This window comes from Roseateles saccharophilus (genome assembly GCF_004342485.1).
Lineage (GTDB): Bacteria > Pseudomonadota > Gammaproteobacteria > Burkholderiales > Burkholderiaceae_C > Pelomonas > Pelomonas saccharophila.
Genome location: NZ_SMBU01000019.1, coordinates 1 through 16,848, shown reverse-complemented (window position 1 = coordinate 16,848; position 16,848 = coordinate 1). Strand labels below are relative to the sequence as shown.

General features: G+C 70.9%; 16 protein-coding genes. 10 read left to right on the top strand and 6 right to left on the bottom strand.

The window, feature by feature from the left end; genetic code table 11:
- The first annotated feature begins 5 nt into the window (after positions 1–5).
- The 8 genes from EV671_RS15725 to EV671_RS15690 are packed head-to-tail and all read left to right on the top strand — an operon-like array spanning position 6 to position 8,571.
- Complete coding sequence (locus EV671_RS15725) at positions 6–419, top strand: agglutinin biogenesis protein MshP (protein WP_132573402.1); 414 nt, start codon at positions 6–8, stop codon at positions 417–419.
- On the top strand, positions 416–3,577 hold the full coding sequence (locus EV671_RS15720) for a polymer-forming cytoskeletal protein (protein ID WP_132573400.1): 3,162 nt from the start codon (positions 416–418) through the stop codon (positions 3,575–3,577). Before EV671_RS15725 ends, EV671_RS15720 begins: the two co-directional genes overlap by 4 nt.
- Positions 3,577–4,572: a hypothetical protein gene (locus EV671_RS15715; RefSeq protein ID WP_132573398.1), complete on the top strand. Its 996-nt coding sequence runs from the start codon at positions 3,577–3,579 to the stop codon at positions 4,570–4,572. Before EV671_RS15720 ends, EV671_RS15715 begins: the two co-directional genes overlap by 1 nt.
- A gap of 7 nt (positions 4,573–4,579) precedes the next feature.
- Positions 4,580–5,266 (top strand): PilN domain-containing protein, encoded by a 687-nt coding sequence (locus tag EV671_RS15710; RefSeq protein WP_132573396.1) that lies wholly within the window; start codon positions 4,580–4,582, stop codon positions 5,264–5,266.
- Positions 5,263–5,982: a hypothetical protein gene (locus EV671_RS15705; RefSeq protein WP_132573394.1), complete on the top strand. Its 720-nt coding sequence runs from the start codon at positions 5,263–5,265 to the stop codon at positions 5,980–5,982. The genes EV671_RS15710 and EV671_RS15705 overlap by 4 nt, the downstream gene beginning before the upstream one ends.
- On the top strand, positions 5,979–6,383 hold the full coding sequence (locus tag EV671_RS15700) for a hypothetical protein (protein WP_132573392.1): 405 nt from the start codon (positions 5,979–5,981) through the stop codon (positions 6,381–6,383). Before EV671_RS15705 ends, EV671_RS15700 begins: the two co-directional genes overlap by 4 nt.
- Positions 6,380–8,170 (top strand): pilus (MSHA type) biogenesis protein MshL, encoded by a 1,791-nt coding sequence (locus EV671_RS15695; protein WP_132573390.1) that lies wholly within the window; start codon positions 6,380–6,382, stop codon positions 8,168–8,170. The genes EV671_RS15700 and EV671_RS15695 overlap by 4 nt, the downstream gene beginning before the upstream one ends.
- A gap of 2 nt (positions 8,171–8,172) precedes the next feature.
- On the top strand, positions 8,173–8,571 hold the full coding sequence (locus tag EV671_RS15690) for a hypothetical protein (RefSeq protein ID WP_132573388.1): 399 nt from the start codon (positions 8,173–8,175) through the stop codon (positions 8,569–8,571).
- Between the two features lie 58 nt (positions 8,572–8,629).
- On the opposite strand, the gene EV671_RS15685 is transcribed toward EV671_RS15690, so the two are convergent.
- The 5 genes from EV671_RS15685 to EV671_RS15665 all read right to left on the bottom strand — a co-directional run bounded on the left by EV671_RS15685 (position 8,630) and on the right by EV671_RS15665 (position 13,396).
- Complete coding sequence (locus EV671_RS15685) at positions 8,630–9,511, bottom strand: DMT family transporter (protein WP_132573386.1); 882 nt, start codon at positions 9,509–9,511, stop codon at positions 8,630–8,632.
- The gene (locus tag EV671_RS15680) at positions 9,508–9,999 is read right to left on the bottom strand and encodes a methylated-DNA--[protein]-cysteine S-methyltransferase (protein WP_132573384.1); all 492 of its coding nucleotides are present in this window, start codon (positions 9,997–9,999) and stop codon (positions 9,508–9,510) included. Before EV671_RS15680 ends, EV671_RS15685 begins: the two co-directional genes overlap by 4 nt.
- On the bottom strand, positions 9,996–11,447 hold the full coding sequence (locus tag EV671_RS15675) for a DNA-3-methyladenine glycosylase 2 family protein (protein ID WP_132573382.1): 1,452 nt from the start codon (positions 11,445–11,447) through the stop codon (positions 9,996–9,998). Before EV671_RS15675 ends, EV671_RS15680 begins: the two co-directional genes overlap by 4 nt.
- Positions 11,448–11,519: 72 nt before the next feature.
- A complete protein-coding gene (locus EV671_RS15670) occupies positions 11,520–12,269 on the bottom strand; it encodes a LytR/AlgR family response regulator transcription factor (RefSeq protein ID WP_132573380.1) in 750 nt (249 codons plus the stop codon).
- Positions 12,266–13,396, bottom strand: a complete 1,131-nt coding sequence (locus tag EV671_RS15665; protein WP_132573378.1) for a sensor histidine kinase — start codon at positions 13,394–13,396, stop codon at positions 12,266–12,268. Before EV671_RS15665 ends, EV671_RS15670 begins: the two co-directional genes overlap by 4 nt.
- Positions 13,397–13,532: 136 nt before the next feature.
- Here EV671_RS15665 and EV671_RS15660 point away from each other — a divergent pair, with 136 nt between their 5' ends.
- Together EV671_RS15660 and EV671_RS15655 are read left to right on the top strand one after the other, a co-directional pair.
- Positions 13,533–14,930 carry a phosphomannomutase/phosphoglucomutase gene (locus EV671_RS15660; protein WP_132573376.1) on the top strand — a complete coding sequence of 466 codons (1,398 nt, stop codon included), beginning with the start codon at positions 13,533–13,535 and terminating at the stop codon, positions 14,928–14,930.
- On the top strand, positions 14,914–16,206 hold the full coding sequence (locus EV671_RS15655) for a 3-deoxy-D-manno-octulosonic acid transferase (RefSeq protein ID WP_132573373.1): 1,293 nt from the start codon (positions 14,914–14,916) through the stop codon (positions 16,204–16,206). Before EV671_RS15660 ends, EV671_RS15655 begins: the two co-directional genes overlap by 17 nt.
- Here the strand turns inward: EV671_RS15655 and EV671_RS15650 are convergent.
- Positions 16,197–16,848 (bottom strand): sensor histidine kinase (locus EV671_RS15650; protein WP_243655756.1); only part of this gene is annotated, 652 nt, incomplete at its 5' end. The two genes, EV671_RS15655 and EV671_RS15650, sit on opposite strands and share 10 nt — an antisense overlap.

Sequence of the window (16,848 nt, the reverse complement as noted above, 5' to 3'; positions counted from 1 at the left end):
CGTTGATGTCCATGTTGTTCATCCTGGTCGCACTGGCGGCGCTGGGGGCGGCACTGGCCTCGCTGAGCCAGCGCCAGCAGTTGGGCTCGGCCGGCGAGCTCGCCGCGGCCAGGGCCTACCAGGCCGCGTTCGCCGGCCTGGAATGGGGTAGCTATCAAATCCTCAACCCTTCGGGACAGCCGGCCTGTTTCGCGACAAAGAGCGTCGCGCTGCCCGACCAACTGTCCGATTTCACGGTCACCGTCAGCTGCACGCGCACGCCGGCCAACGGCACCGTGACCGACGGTGCACAGGCGCTGGCCTTCTATGTACTGCTGGCCACGGCCTGCAACAGCGCGAGCGGCGGCGCCTGCCCCAACCCGGCGACGACCGAACCCACCTACACGGAGCGGCAGCTGAGCCGCACTTTGAGCAAATGAAGCGCTGGCTGGGTCTGCTTCTCGCCGTCGCCTGCAGTGCCGCCGGCGCAGTCAACTACAGCTTTCCGAGCTACAAGCCCGCCGGCTGCTGGAATGGCGGCGGCGGGACCTACTACTGCAGCTCACTCACGCTCGCCTATGGGGACACCATCAGCATCAGCGGCTCGCGGCCTGCCACCATCAACATCAGCGGCAACCTGTCCACCAACAACGCCGTCATCAATGCCGCCGGCAACACCAGCGATCTCAACCTCGTCGTCAGCGGCACGCTGACGCTGGGCTATCAGGCCAGCATCAAGGCCAACGTGACAGCCGGCAGCGTCAACGACGCCGGCGGTGGTGCGGTGCTCATCAACGGCAACCTGACCGCGACGGCAGGCGACATCTCGCTGGCCTACAAGTCCTCGGTCACCGGCTCCATCACCGGCAGCGGCGTCGTCACGACCGGCCAGAGCGGCAGCGTGGGCGGCGGCATCAACGGTGGCACCTCCATCAACGTCAGCGATTCCTGCACCGTCTCGGGCAACATCAACACGACGGGCACCGTCAGCGTCGGCCAATCTGCCGTCGTGACGGGCAACGTGAGCGCCGGCAGCGGTGCGGTCAGCCTGGGCTACCAGTCGCAGGTGAACGGCAACATCTCGACGACCGGTGCGATCACGCTGGCGCAGGCCTCGCAGGTGGGCGGGCTGGTCAACGGCGGAGCGGGCAACGTGGACGTCGGCTATGCCGCCACGGTCGCCGGCAACTTGAGCACCAGCAGCGGCACCATCAACATTCAGCAGGCGGCCACACTGTCGGCCTGCGTGCAGTCCACCAACGGCGCTGCCATCACGCTGGGCTACCAGGCCAACGTCGCCAAGATCTGCTGTGGCGGCAGCAGCTGTGGCACGACCTGCGTCGCCAACAACTCCTCCTACCCGATGCCGGCGCTGTGCAGCGGGTCCGCGCCGACGTTGGCGGGCTTCTCGATCAGCGGCACCGGCAGCGCTTCGACCTGCCAACCGCAAACGCTGACCCTCTCGGCCAAGGACGCCTCCGGCAACACGCTGACGGGCTACACCGGCACGGTTCTGCTCACCACCTCCAGCGGCCGCGGCACCTGGGCCGCAGGCAGCGGCCCGGCGCCATCGGGCACGCTGACGCCCGGCGGCGCCAACAGCGGCACGGCCACCTACACCTTCTCGGCACTGGACGCCGGCATCGTCAAGCTCACGCTGGCGCACAGCCTGGCCCAGAGCCTCACGGTCAATGTCGTGGACACGAGCGTCCCGGCCTCCAGCAGCACGTCCGCGGCCATCAATTTCAGCAACAACGCCTTCGTCTGGGCCGAGGACCTGAACAACAACATCGCCGGCAGCAACATCGTCGTTGCCGGCCGCAACCACGACCTGCAGGTGTCCCTCATCAAGAAGGACCCCAGCACCGGCAGTTGCGGGGTCGCCACCGATTTTTCCGGCACACGCAACCTCAAGCTCTGGCGCACGGACAACGGTGGCCCCTGGACGGCCCCGTCGGTCAGCATCGGCGCCAACAGCTATGGCGTCCCGGGCGCACGGCCGACGTCGAACAATCTCAGCCTGGCATTCAGCGCCGGCTTCGCCAGCATGAACCTCGTCACGAGCGACGTCGGCAAGTACACCCTCAACCTGGACGACGACTCCCTCACTTACGCGAGCGGCACCATCAGCGGTGGCCTGGGCGACCTGACCGTGCGCCCCTTCACGCTGGCCTTCACGGCATTGACGCTGGCCGGCACGGCCAACCCCGCGGGCAGCGCGGCCACCGACGGCGTGTTCGGTGCCGCCGGCGCCGCCTTCAGTGCCACCGTGTCGGCCTACCGCTGGAGCGCTTCGGCGGACAGCAGCAATACCGGCGTCCCCAGCGCCTCCGCCACCCTGGCCCAGGTGTCCGCAGCCGGCCTGGCGCCGGGCTTCAACGCCACGGTCTCCCTGTCGCCCGCCTCCGGGTCGCAGACGCCCAGCGGCGGCGTGCTGGGCACGCTGTCCAACGGCAACGTCGGCGGGTTCTCCGGCGGTAGTGCCACGGCCACCTCGCTGGCCTACAGCGAGGTCGGCAGCTTTTTGCTGAATACCACCGGCGTGGTCAGCAGTTATCTCGGCACCGCGGGGCTGTCACTGAACGCCGTCGCCTTCAATGCCGCCGGCAGCCAGCAGACCCGCGTCGGCCGCTTCGTCCCGGGCGGTTTCGCACTCAGTGCGGCAAACCTCACCCAGCGCAGCGACATGGCCTGCAGCCCGGCGGCAAGCTTCACCTATCTGGACGAAAACTTCCTCGCCGCCTTCACGCTGACGGCCCAGACCACGACAGGGACGACAACGCAGAACTACACCGGCGGCTTTGCCAAGCTCGGCCTGACCACGCCGGCCAACCTGAAGCTGGCCGGCATCAGCGGCACGACCATGTTCAAGCCCGGCGGCCGCGTCACGCCGATTGCGAGCACCGGCAGTTGGAGCAATGGCGTCGCCGCGGTCACGCTGCAGGCCAAGGTAGCGCGCGCAAGCGCGCCTGACGGTCCGTTCGACACAGCGCAGTTCGGCATAGCCCCGCTGGACAGCGACAACGTGGGCATGCTGTCACTCAACCTCGACACCGACAGCCCGCCCAATGGCGTGGATGCAACGCTGCTGGGCACAATCCCGCTGCGCCATGGCCGCTTGCGCCTGCAGAATGCGATCGGCGCCGCAGCGCGCGCGCTCTACCTCCCGATCGCGGCGCAATACTGGAACGGCAGCGCCTTCACCACCAACACCTTGGACAACTGCACCCGCATCAGCGCTGCCAACATCAACTTCGGAAACCTCCGCAAGTCCCTGGCGCCCGGCGACGCCGCCATGAGCGGCAGCGCACTGACCCTCAGCAGCGGCACCGGCCGCCTGGCTCTGGCGGCCCCGGCAGCCGGCCACGTCGGCAGCCTGGACCTGAGCCTGGCGCTTGACAGCGCCACACCGCCCGGCGACCAGTCCTGCCTCAGCGGCAGCTGGACTCCGATCGTGGCAGCCACTCAGGGAGCCCATCTGACCGCGCTGCGCGCGGCCTGGTGCGGCAGCAGCTACACCAACGACCCCGGCGCCCGCGCCACCTGGGGGCTGTACCGAGGCGCCGACGGTGTCCTGTTCCAGAGGGAGAACTATTGATGCGCTGGCCATGGTCCCCGCGCCGTAGCGGCCAACGCCTGCTGCTGCGACGCGTCGGCGAGCAGCACGCCTTCGTGCTGACCGACGGCCCGCCGGGCGACGAAGCCGTTCGCCTGCTGCGCTGGGGCCTGACCGCCGACGCCAAACCCGTCCTCGCGGGAGACGCCATCGCCCTGCTCGACCCGGCCGACTACCTCGTCCTGAAGGTCGACACGCCCAATGTGCCGCAAGAGGAGCTCAAGTCCGCCGCACGCTGGCAGATCAAGGAGCTCGTGGACGTGGACCTCGCCGAGCTGACGCTGGACGTGATGCACGTCGGCGGCGATGTCGAGCGCCCCAACACCGCCAGCGCGCGCCAGCTGTTCGTCGTCGCGGCGCGCAATGCGGCCATCAAGTCCCTGACCGAGGGCGCGGCCGCCCTGACCGACCTGCTCTCCGTCGTCGACATCTGGGAGACCGCGCTGCGCAACCTGCTGGCGCGGCAGGCCAGGGCCGACGAACTCTCCGACCGCGCCTGCGCGGCCGTGCTCGTCGACGAGGGCCATTGCCTGCTCGTCGTCTGCGTCGGCGACGAACTCTTCTACACGCGCCGCCTGGAGGGCGACCCCAGCCTGCGCGCCCGCGCCCGCGGCGAGCAAACCGAAGCCTCGGCGGCCGAGCTGCCGCTGGGCTTCGAATACCAGCCCGGCAGCAGCTTCGACGGCAGTAGTGCGCCGGAATCCCCCCTCGTCGTCGAGCTGCAACGCTCCATCGACGTCTGGGAGCGCAGCTGGCCCGACCTGCCGCTGGCCCGCCTGTACGTCGTCACGGCCGAGCACGGCCCCGAGGTCGCGACGCTGATCCAGCGCGAACTGGGCCAGCGCACCGTCGCGCTGGACGCGCTGGCCGCCTTCGCCGCCGACGCCCCCACACCCGAGGGCGACGCCCAGCAGGCCCTGGCCGCCTGCCTGCCGCTGCTGGGCGCCGCGCTGCGCACCGAGACCCGCGAACTCTAGGCAGGCGATGACCCAGCAAATCAACCTGCTCGCGCCCATCCTGCTGGCCCCCCGGCGGGTCTTCTCGGCGCTGACGCTGCTGCAGGCCAGCGGCCTGATGCTGCTCGCGGGCCTCGTCGCCGCGCTGTGGCTGCAATGGCAGGACCGGCGCGCCGAGGGCCAGCACCAGGCGTTGCTGGCCCGATTCGCCACCGAGAAGCAATCCCTCATCGTCGCGCGGGCCGGCCTGCCCGCGCCGCTCGACGCCGCGCCCCTGCAACAGCGGCTGCAGGCCCTCGAAGGCGGCAACGGCGAACGCCGCCAGCTGCTGCTGGCCCTGGGCGCCGATGGTGCCGGCGCCGAACGGCGCAACTCCGCGCTGCTCGCCCTGGTCGCGCGCAGCCTGCCCGAGACCGCCTGGCTCAACGAGCTGCGTTATGCACCCGGCCGGCTGGAGCTGGTCGGCGGCACGCTGGACACTGCCACGCTGCGCCCCTGGCTCGCCCAGCTGGCAGGTCACCCGGCGCTGGCCGGGCAGAGCCTAGCCGCGCTGCGCGTGGAAAGGCCGGGCGCGCCGGGCAACGAGGACGGCGCCCATGCCCTGTTGTCGCGCGGCGGCCTGGCGCCATCGACCGGCGGCCTGCCCGTGTGGGCCTTCCGCGTCGTCAGCGCGCCCGCCGCGCCGGCCAGCGCCGCCTCGGGAGGTGCTCGATGAAGGCCGGCACGCGCATCGACATGGCGCTGCTGAGCCGCCGCCTCGCGCCGCTGCAGGCCCGGTGGGAACGCCAGGCCAAGCGCATCGACGGGCTGAGCCTGCGCGAGCGCGTCATCCTGTTCCTGAGCATCGTCGCCGTGCTGGCCGCCATTTTCGACACCCTCGTGCTTTCGCCGCTGTCGCTGCGCGCCAAGCTGCGCAGCGACAGCCAGGCCCAGCAGGCCGCCGAGCTGAAACAGTTGCGCGAGCAGTTCGTCGCCGCCAGCCGCAGCGTGGGCGCCGACCCGGCAGACGGGCTGCGCCAGCGCCTGGACGCCGCCCAGGCGGAGCGCCAGCGCCTGGACGCCGAGCTGCGCAGGGGCGGCTCGCTCAGCAGTGCCGAGGCCCTGTCGGCCGTGCTGCAGCGCCTGCTGGCCCAGCAGCCCGGCCTCGTGCTGGAGCGGCTGAGGCTGCTTGACGACAGCCCCGTCACGGCCGCCACCGCAGCCGCTCCTGCATCGGCCGCCCGCCCCGCGCCCTCAGCGCTGCCCGGCATCAGCTGGCAGGGCGTGGAGCTGCAGGTCCAGGGCGGCTACCGCGACCTGCAGCACTATCTGCAGGCCCTCGAGCAGGAGCTGCCCGGCCTGCGCTGGGGCGAAATGCATCTGAGTGCGTCCGGCGCCAACGACGCACCGCGCCTGGTGGCCCAGCTCTTCCTGCTGAAGGTGCAGCCATGAGAACCCGCCTCCCGTTGCTGCTCCTGCTGCTGCCGACGCTGTCGGCCCGTGCCGCCGACGAGCCTGCGCGCGACCCCATGGCCTGGCCGCCGGCGCTGCGCGGCGCGGTGGCCGCGGCCCAGGCCGCCTCGGCGGCATCGGCCCCGGGCGGCGAAGCCCCCGACAACAGCATCCGCCAGGTCGTGTTCAGCAGCGGCCGCGGCTATGTCGTCGTGCGCGGGCGCCGCTACGGCGTCGGCGAGCAGCTCGACGGCGCGCGCATCGAGCGCGTCACCGAGCAGGCCGTCTGGCTGCGCGAGTCGGGCCAGCTGCGCCGCGAGCCGCTGTACGGTGGCGTCGAGAAACGTCCGCCTCCGGCCAGGGCCGCCGCCGGCGCCAAGAATTCCAAGGAGAAGCCATGAAGGCCCCCGTCCCCCGCCTCCTGCTGCTCAGCGCAGCCACCGCGTTGCTCGCGGGTTGCGCCGACAAGCCGTTGAGCGTGGCTCAGCCCAGCCAGGCGCTGCGCGCGGAACTGCAGGCCCAGCGCGCCGCAGCGCCTGCCGCCGCCGCCTCGGCCACCCCAGCCCAGGCGGCCGAGGCCCGGCCCGTGCCGCCGCCCCCGCCGGCCCTGCCGCCGGAACCGCGCTTCGACCTCATCGTCAACGGTGCCAATGCGCGCGACGTCTTCCTGTCCCTGGTCAGCGACACGCGCTACAGCATGCTGGTGCACCCGGCCGTGTCGGGCCAGCTGTCGGTCACGCTCAAGGGCGTCACGCTGCGCGAATCGCTCGACGCGATCCGCGAGGTCTATGGCTTCGACTATTCCATCGACGGCCGCCGCGTGACCGTCTTCCCGCCGACGCTGCAAACGCGCGTCTTCACGATCAACGCGCTGGCCCTGCAGCGCAGCGGGCGCAGCGAGGTGCGCGTCAGCTCCGGAGCCGCGCCGATCAGCAGCCAGAACAACCCCAGCGGCGCCGGCGGCAGCCCGACGCCGGTGCCGGGCAGCGGCGGCAGCACGAACACCGTGCTGCAGCAGGAAAGCAGCCAGCTCAGCACCAAGGTCGCGAGCGACTTCTGGGGCGAGACGGCCGCGGCGCTGAAGGCCCTGGTCGGCACCGGCGACGGCCGCACCGTCATCACCAGCCCGCAGACCGGCACCGTCGCCGTGCGCGCCATGCCCGACGAGCTGCGCCATGTCGAGGCCTGGCTGAAGGCGACGCGCATCGCCGTCGAGCGCCAGGTCATGCTGGAGGCCAAGATCGTCGAGGTCGAGCTGCGCGAGGGCTACCAGAGCGGCATCGACTGGTCGCGCATCGGCAACAACAGCGCCATCGGCCAGACCAGCGTGAACCCGTCCATCCCGAGTGGCGTCAACACCATCATCAACCCGCTGGTCAGCAACTCGCGCGGCCTGCCGGTGCTGTCCACCGGCACGCAAAGCCCGGCCTGGCCCGACCTCATCCCCCTGCCCTCGGCCGGCGGCGGCAGCTTCGGCCTCGCGCTGTCGCGCGGCGGCTTCCAGGCACTGCTGAGCTTCCTCGAGAGCCACGGCGACACGCAGATCCTGTCCAGCCCGCGCATCGCAACGCTGAACAACCAGAAGGCCGTGCTCAAGGTCGGCACCGACGACTACTTCATCACCGGCATCAGCGGCAGCAACTCGAACAACAGCTCCAGCAGCACGGGCACCACCGTCAACCAGATCCCAACGCTGACACTAACGCCATTTTTCAGCGGCATCGCGCTGGACGTCACGCCGCAGATCGACGCGGCCGACATGATCACGCTGCACATCCACCCCTCGGTGTCCAACGTGACCGAGAAGATCAAGCAGGTCGACCTCGGCTCGGTCGGCAGCTTCCGCCTGCCGCTGGCCAGCGCCAGCATCAACGAGACCGACACGGTCGTGCGCATCCACGACGGCCTCATCGTCGCCATCGGCGGCCTGATGCAGATGGAGGCCACGCGCCGCGGTTCCGGTCTGCCGGGCGCCGACAGCAACCCGCTGACATCCACGCTGTTCGGCAACCGCGCCAACGTCGGCCACAAGCGCGAGCTCGTCGTCCTCATCAAGCCCAGCATCATCCGCAGCGCCGAGGACTGGGAGCAGCACAACCGCCTCGTCAGCGAGTCGCTGGACGACACCGAGAGCCGCTCGCGCCGGGTGATCCGGCTGGACGGGACTACCACGCCCACGCCGAAGTGACGATGCGCCGCTTCGGCGTTCCGGCCGCGATGTCGCTGCTCGTCGCGATGTCAGCGTCGATGCAGGTGCAGGCGATGGACAGCGACGAGCCCGCCACCGTCGCCGCACCGAACCCGCCGACGGGGCCAGGCACCGTGGCCCGGCTGGACTTGCGGATACCGCCAACTGCCGCGGCACTCGCCGCCTTCGCCAGGGCAGGCAGCATCGGCTCCCAACCGCCTGAACGCGTGCGGTCGATTCGGCTGGAGCCTCGAAAATCGCTGATCGAACGGGGTGTGGAAGGCAGCCGGGAGGCGTTGATCGCCTGCCAGCAGGGTGCATATCCCGGTGCGACCGTGTCGGTGTCCACGGTGAAGGTCGCCGGCGGCGAGGCGCAGCCAGACCACTGCTACCGCTTCTGACGGATGCGCGCCGGTCGCGGCGCCCTGCATTGCCGCGCCGGAAGACCCCACTGCCGCGTCAGCGCGCCCTGGGACCCACCAATCCCAACGCCAGCGCAATGCCCACCAGCACGATGGCGCCGCCGGCGACCATCTTCGCCGTCACGGCCTCATGCAGGAACAGCGCGCCCCACAGGATGGCGAACAGCGGGATCAGGAAGGTCACCGACACCGCGTTCGTCGGCCCGACGCGACTCATCAGCCGGAAGTAGAGGATGTAGGCCAGGGCCGTGCAGAGCGCGGCCAGGCCGAGGGCGCTGCTCCAGGCCACGGCGCCCGGCATCGCAGCAGGCCACAGCCAGGCTGCCGGCAGCGCGAGCAGCAGCGTCGCGGCAAACTGGCTGCCCGTGGCCACGGCCAACGGCGGCACGCCGGTGAGGAACCGCTTCGTCGCATTGGCCGCCAGGCCGTAGCAGAGCGTCGCCGTCGCGCAGGCCAGCACGGCCAGCAGGCCGCTGTGGTCGGCGCCGGGCTTGAGGCTGGCCTTGTCCCAGGCCAGGAAGGCCACGCCCGCGAAGCCGATGACGAGGCCCAGCACGCGCAGCGGCGTCAGCCTCTGGCCCAGCCAGACGAAGGCGACGACGGCCGTCCACAGCGGTGTCGTCGCGTTGACGATGCTGGACAGGCCGGCCGTGATGGACAGGGCCGCGAAGGAGAACAGCGCGAAGGGGATGGCGCTGTTCAGCGCGCCGACGAGCAGCAAGCCATTCCAGTGCGTACGCAGCTCGGCGAGCTGGCCGCGCGAGGCCAGCAGCGGGACCAGCATGGCGCTGGCCAGGCCCACGCGCACGGCCGCCAGCGGCACGGGCCCGAACTCATGGGCACCCAGGCGCATGAACAAAAACGAAGCGCCCCACAGCGCCGCGAGCAGGACGAGTTCGCCGATATCGAAAGCCTTCATGCCGAAACGCCCTCCAGGCTGAGCAGGGCCTTCTTGCGTTCCAGGCCGCCGGCATAGCCGGTCAGCGAACCGTCCGCGCCGACGACGCGGTGGCAGGGAATCAGGATGGAGATCGGGTTGCGCCCGACCGCCGCGCCCAGAGCCCGCGCGGCTTGCGCACGGCCAAGCCGCTCGGCCAGGTGGCCATAGGTGTCGGGCGTGCCGGCCGGGATCTCCAGCAGTGCCCGCCAGACCTCGCGCTGGAAGGCCGTGCCGGCCGGATCCAGCGGCGGCAGCTCGTAGCGCCCGCCGCTGAAATGGGCCGCCAGTGCGGCGGCAGCGGCCGACAGCACGGCGTCGCTGCCGTCGTCCTCGGGCACGTCGAGCGGCCCGGGATGGTGCTTCTGACCGTCGAACCACAGCCCCGACAGACCGGCTGCGCTGCGAGCGGCCGTCAGCGGGCCGAGTGGCGTCGCAATGCGGCGCTGCAGGATGTGATGGTGGCTCATGATTTTCTCCATAGATGAAGGACGGCGTAGCTGCGGAAGGGCCGGTAGCGCTCGGCCGCCTCGAGGTAGGCCTTGGGCGAGATGGGCGGCCCGTCGCCGCTCAGGGCCTTGCGCAGGATGACGTCGCCGGGCGGAAAGGCATCGGGCCAGCTCCAGCCGCGCATCAGCATGTAGCCGGCCGTCCAGGGGCCGATGCCGGGGACGGCGGTGAGCTCCTCTGCCGCGGCCTCGGGCGTGCCCTCGCGCCGCGCAAAGGCAAGCGCGGGCCAGGCTTGGGCCAGTGCGACGAGGCTGTCGGCGCGCCGGCCGATGATGCCGAGCGATGCGATGTCGTCGCGCGTCGCGGCGGCGATGCGCTCGGGCGCCGGGAAGAGCCGGCCGCAGCCCTCGGGTGCCTGCTCGGACTCGGGCAGGGCCTCACCGAAGCGCTCGACGAAGCGCCCCGCCAGCGTCCGTGCCGCGGCCACCGTGACCTGCTGGCCGAGGACGGCGCGCACCGTCAGCTCGAAGCGGTCGAGGCAGCCCGGCAGGCGCTGGCCCGGCACACCGCCCTCGCCCAGAGCATGGGCGATGGCCTCGGGGTCGGCATCCAGGTCCAGCCAGCGGCGCACGAGCGGCAACAGCGAACCCACGGCCGGCCACAGCGCGGGCGACAGCTCGACACCGACCTCCCCCGCCTTGTCGAATCCCACCCGCAGCCAGCCAGCGTGGCGCACACCGGCGTGCACCAGTGCGAGCGAGCGCGTGACATCGCCGGCCGCCACGGCCTCGACGCCGGCCACTGCACGCGGCGCGAGAAAGGCGAGGACGCCGGCGACGTCATAGGGCTGGCGATAGCTCAGGCGCAGCTTGGACAGGGGCGCAGCGCCGCCGCCCTCGCGCCGCAGCGCCGTCGGCTGCAGGCGGTAGTGCTCGACAAAGGCGGCGTTGAAGCGGCGCAGGCTCGCGAAGCCGGCCGCGAAGGCGACCTCCTGGACGGGCAGCGTGCTGTCGGTCAGCAGCGCCTTGGCGAGCAGGAGGCGGCGCGTCTGCAGGTATTGCAGCGGCGCGACGCCATGCTCGGCCTGGAAGATGCGGCGCAGATGGCGGCTCGTGATGCCCAGGTGCCGGGCCAGATCCTCGACGCTGGCCTCGGCGTCGTCGCAAGCGTCCAGCCAGGCGGCGGCCTGGGCCGCCAGCGTCCGCGAGGCGTCCATCGTCGTCCACGGCAGTGCGCGGGGCGCCAATTCGGGCCGGCATTTCATGCAGGGGCGAAAGCGCTCGGCCTCGGCCTGTGCCGCCGTCGAGAAGAAGCGGCAGTTCTCGCGCCGCGGCAGGCGCACCCGGCAGACGGGCCGGCAATAGATGCCGGTGGACGTGACGCCGACATAGAGTCGGCCGTCGAAGCGCGCGTCATGCGCCTGGAGCGCGGCGTAGGCGGCGTCGGGGGGCAGGTTCTCGGGCGACATGCAGCCAGTCTAGGGCGGGCCGCAGCCCTGGACTGGCAGTTTTCGGACATGCCCCTGCGCCGCAGCGGGCGCTTACATGGCCTTGAAGAGATGGACGTAGGCACGGCTGACCGGCAGTTCGCGCGATTGGCCGTGTACCCGCACGAACAGGCGACTCTGCTCGTCGCGGCGCGTGCCGGCGAGGTGGTCGAGGTTGATGATGGTGGAGCGGTGGACCTGCCAGAAGCGCTCCGGGTCGAGCTGGCCGGCCAGCTCGAAGATGGGCGTGCGGATCAGGTGCTCCTGCGTCGCCGTCTGCACGACGGTGTATTTGTCGTCGGCGTGGAAGAACAGCACGTCGTCGACCGGGATCTGGTGCATCAGTTCGCCCTGGGCGGCGCGGATATAGCGCAACCTTGCCGGCGCTGCGGCGCCGGGCAGCAGGCGCTTGAGCGTCTCGGCCAGCGCATCGTCGCCGCCGTTCGCCAACGGCGCCGCGCGCAGCCGGGCCACGCAGGCCGCCAGCCGCTCGGCCTTCAGTGGCTTGAGCAGGTAGTCGACGGCACGCGCCTCGAAGGCGTCGATGGCGTACTGGTCGTAGGCCGTCACGAAGACGACGCGCGTCGCGCCCTCGATGCCCTGGGCCACCTCCAGGCCGGTCAGGCCGGGCATCTGGATGTCGAGGAAGGCCAGGTCGGGCTCGAGCGCGGCGATGGCCTCGGCGGCCTCGACGCCGTTGGCGGCCGTCCTGACGATCTGCAGCTCGGGCCAGGCCTGGGCGAGCTGGGCCTTCAGGTACTGGACCAGATGGGGTTCGTCGTCGGCGATCAGGGCAGTGGTCATGAGGCTTGGGCAGGAAGGGGAATCTGGATGCGGGCGAGCGTGCCGCCGCCATCGCGCGGCAGTAGGTCGAGCGTGGCCGAGGGGCCGAAGCGGGCCGCCAGCCGGGCGCGGATGTTGCCGAGGGCGACGCCGTTGCCGCCGCGGCGCTTCGGGCCGTCGAGGCCCTGGCCGTCGTCGGCGACCTCGATCCACAGCCGGCCGTCGACGCGCCGGGCGCTGACGGCCACCGTGCCGCCGGCGATCTTGGGCTCCAGGCCGTGGTGGATGGCGTTCTCGACCAGGGGCTGGGCCAGCAGCGGCGGCACCTCGATGCCGCCGAGCTCGGCCGGCAGCGCCAGCTCGACCTTGAGGCGCTCGCCCATGCGCAGCTGCATCAGCCCGAGATAGGCCTCCAGCATCGCGAACTCCTGGGCCAGCGTCGTCGCGTCGCCGCGCAACTGGCCGAGGCTGGCGCGCAGGTAGTCGGTGAAGCGCTCCAGCATCAGCTTCGCCCGTTCGGGGTCGAAGTCGATCAGGCTCTGCACATTGGCCAGCGTGTTGAACAGGAAGTGGGGCTCGATCTGGCCCTGCAGCAGCTTGAGCTGGGCCTCGGTGACGCGGGCCTGCAGCATCTCCTGCTTCCAGCGGGCGCGGTAGCGCAGGCCCATGATGAAGGTGACCAGCACCGATACCGACAGGAACTCGCGCCAGAAGCCGGGCTGGGCCAGCAGCTTGTCCAGCCCCTGGCTGAGCCAGATACGGTCGACGACGCCCAGGCCGATGACGACGCCGAGCAGCGAGCAGGCGATGGAGAAGGTCGAGAAGAAGACGCCCGAGCGCCAGTCACGCCAGCCCATGATGGTGTCCAGCCAGCGCTGCGGCGCGAGCCGCTCGAAGCCGCGAAAGCCGATGACGAAGCAGGCCGTCACGCAGGCGCTGACGAGCATATGGCCCGGCACGTCGCCGAGCCACCAGCCGGCCGAGCCCAGCCGGCCGCTCTGCAGGCCGTTGATGGTGGCGAAGAACAGCCCGAAGCCGACCAGCCAGATCAGGTAGATCAGCGCGCGCATGCGCAGCCGGTCGGGCCGGCGCTTCATCAGCATGCGCTGGTGGCGCAGGGCCTGCGCGAATTCCTCTTTGAACGTCATGGGCCGCGAGTGTAGGAAGCCTGCGGCCCCGGCCTGGCGGTTACAGCGACGAATCGACAGACGGGCAGATGGACGGACAGCCACGCCGCCTGCCTACAATCCGCCGCGCTTTTCAAACCCGATCTCCGAGGCATCCATGCAGGTTCACGCATCCATCTTCAAGGCCTACGACATCCGCGGCGTCGTCGGCCAGACCTTGAACGAGGAACTCGCCGAGCACCTGGGCCGCGCCTTCGGCACCGAGGCCAAGGCCGCCAGCGAGAAGGCCGTGGCCGTGGGCCGCGACGGCCGCCTGTCGGGCCCCGGCCTCGTTAGCGCGTTGATCCGCGGCATCGCGTCCACCGGCCTGGACGTCGTCGACATCGGCGCCGTGACGACGCCCATGCTCTATTACGTCGCCGCCACGCGCGGCAAGCATGGCTGCAACTCCGGCATCCAGGTCACCGGCAGCCACAACCCCAAGGACTACAACGGCTTCAAGATGGTGCTCAAGGGCGCGGCCGTCTACGGCGAGCAGATCCAGGGCCTGCGCCGGCGCATCGAGGCCGAGGACTACGCCAGCGGCAAGGGCCGCACGGCCGCGATGGACATCGTGCCCGAGTACGCCGCCCGCATCGTGCGCGACTGCAAGCTGGCTCGGCCCATGAAGATCGTCGTCGACAGCGGCAACGGCATCCCCGGCGCCTCGGCCCCGGCCATCCTGCGCGCGCTGGGCTGCGAGGTCATCGACATCTACTCCAAGGTGGACGGCGACTTCCCCAACCACCATCCCGATCCCTCGCGCCCCGAGAACCTGGAAGACCTCAAGCGCATCGTCCACGCCTGCGATGCCGAGCTGGGCCTGGCCTTCGACGGCGATGGCGACCGCCTCGGCATCGTCACCAAGGACGGCGAGATGATCATGCCGGACCGCCAGATCATGCTGATCGCGGCCGACATCCTGAAGCGCAACAAGGGCGCCGAGATCATCTTCGACGTCAAGTGCACCCAGCGCCTGGCGCCGTGGATCCGCGAGCATGGCGGCAAGCCGCTGATGTGGATGACCGGCCATTCGCTGGCCAAGGCCAAGCTGAAGGAAACCGGCGCGCCGCTGGCCGGCGAACTGTCGGGCCACATCTTCTTCGCCGAGCGCTGGTACGGCTTCGACGACGCGATGTACACGGCCGGCCGCATGCTCGAGATCCTGAGCCGCGACGCCGACCCCAGCGCCACGCTCAAGGCCCTGCCCAACAGCTTCAACACGCCCGAGCTCAACGTGCCCTGCGCCGAAGGCGAGCACCACGAGGTCGTCAAGAAGCTCAAGGAACTGGTTACGCTGGCCGACTTCCCCGGCGCCACCGAGATCATCACCATCGACGGCCTGCGCTTCGAGTACGCCGACGGCTTCGGCCTGATCCGCCCGTCCAACACGACGCCGGTACTGGTGCTGCGCTTCGAAGGCCATACGCCCGAGGCACTTGAGCGCATCCAGCACGACGTGCTGGCCCAGCTCAAGCGCGTGAAGCCGGACGCCACGTTTGCCGCCGGCCATTGAACCCGCCCGGTGGCTCTATGCCACCGCACTGCGGCTACTGACGCCGCTGTACCTGCTGCGTCTGTGGCGCCGTGGCGCCCGGGAGCCGCTCTACCGGCAGGCGCTCGGCGAGCGGCTGGGTCTCTACAAAGGCGCGCAGCCGGCACCCGGCCGGCTGTGGATCCACGCCGTGTCGCTGGGCGAGACGCGGGCCGCCAGCGCGCTGGTCCATGCGCTGCGCGAGCGCGAGCCGGGCCTGCGCATCCTGCTCACGCATTCCACCGCCACCGGCCGTGAGGCCGCCCAGGCCCTGCTGCGTGATGGCGACGCGATGACCTGGCTGCCCTACGACACGCCCGGTGCCGTGCGCCGCTTCCTGGGCCGCTGGCAGCCGCGCCTCGGCGTGCTGATGGAGACCGAGGTCTGGCCGGTGCTGCAGCGCGAGGCCGAGAAGGCCGGCCTGCCCATGGTGCTGGCCAATGCCCGCCTGTCCAAGAAGAGCCTGCGCCAGGGCCTGCGCTTCGCGGCGCTGATGCGCCCGGCCGCGCAGCGCATGACGCTGGTGCTCGCGCAGAGCGAGGCCGATGCGACGCGGCTGCGCACGATGGGCGCGCCACGCGTGGAGGTGGCCGGCAATCTGAAGTACGACATCGCCGTCGACCCGGCGCTGATCGCCCGCGGCCAGGCCTGGGCCGCGCAGCTCGGCCGGCCGGTGCTGATGTTGGCCGTCAGCCGCGAAGGCGAGGAGGCCGCGCTGCTGGCCGAATGGGCGAGGCAACCCTGCCCCCGCCCGCTGCTGGCCATCGTGCCGCGCCACCCGCAGCGCTTCGACGCGGTCGCCGCGTTGATCGAGGACGCCGGCCTGAAGCTCGCCCGGCGCAGCGCCTGGCTCGACGAGCCAGCGCCCCAGGCCGTGAGCGCGGACGCCTGGCTCGGCGACTCGATGCGCGAGATGCCGCTCTACTACGGCCTGGCCAGCGTCGCCCTGCTGGGCGGCAGCTTCGAGCCCCTGGGCGGCCAGAACCTGATCGAGGCCGCGGCCTGCGGCTGCCCGGTGCTGTGCGGGCCCCACACCTTCAACTTCGCCGAGGCGACCGAACTGGCGCTGGCGGCGGGGGCGGCAAAGCGGTGCGCGACGCTGGCGGACGGCATCGCCGCCGGGCTGGCCCTGTGCACTGACGCCGCCGCGCGCCGGGCCATGCAGGAACAGGCGTTGGCGTTCGCCAGCGCGCATCGCGGCGCGGCGGCACGCATGGCCGGGACGCTGCTGCAGCTGGACAGCCGGGCTCAGGCCTGAACGGGCGCGAGTGGCAGCGTCAGGCTGAAACGGCTGCCCACGCCCGGCGTCGACTGCAGGTCCAGCCGGCCTTGCATCAGCTCGGCCAGGCCGCGCGACAAGGCCAGGCCCAGGCCCGTGCCGCCATGCTGGTGGCTCACGCTGCCATCGGCCTGGCGGAACTTCTCGAAGATCACGCCCTGCAGTTCCTCGGCGACGCCCGGACCGGTGTCTTCGACGTGAAAGACCAGGCTGCCGGGCCGGCACTCGAGCCTGAGCTCGACGTGGCCCTGGCTGGTGAACTTCAGCGCGTTGGACAGCAGGTTGTTGAGGATCTGCTTCAGGCGCAGGCTGTCGCCGATCCAGCGGCGCGGGCAGTCCGCGGGGATGCTGACGCGCAGCGCCAACCCCTTCTCCTGGGCCGTCAACGCGAAGAAATCCGCCGTGCCCCTGACGAGGGCGACCGGATCGACAACCTCCTCGTGCAAGACCATCGCACCTGCCTCGATCTTGGAGAAATCCAGGATCTCGGTCAGCAGTTCGTTCAGGTGCTCGGCGCCTTTGCGGATTGTTATGACCGTCGCTGTCTGAGGCTTGCCAGGGCTTGATGTCCCAGGAACGTTGGGGGCGTTCGTGAGAACGCTGCCGCGGTCATCGCGGGAC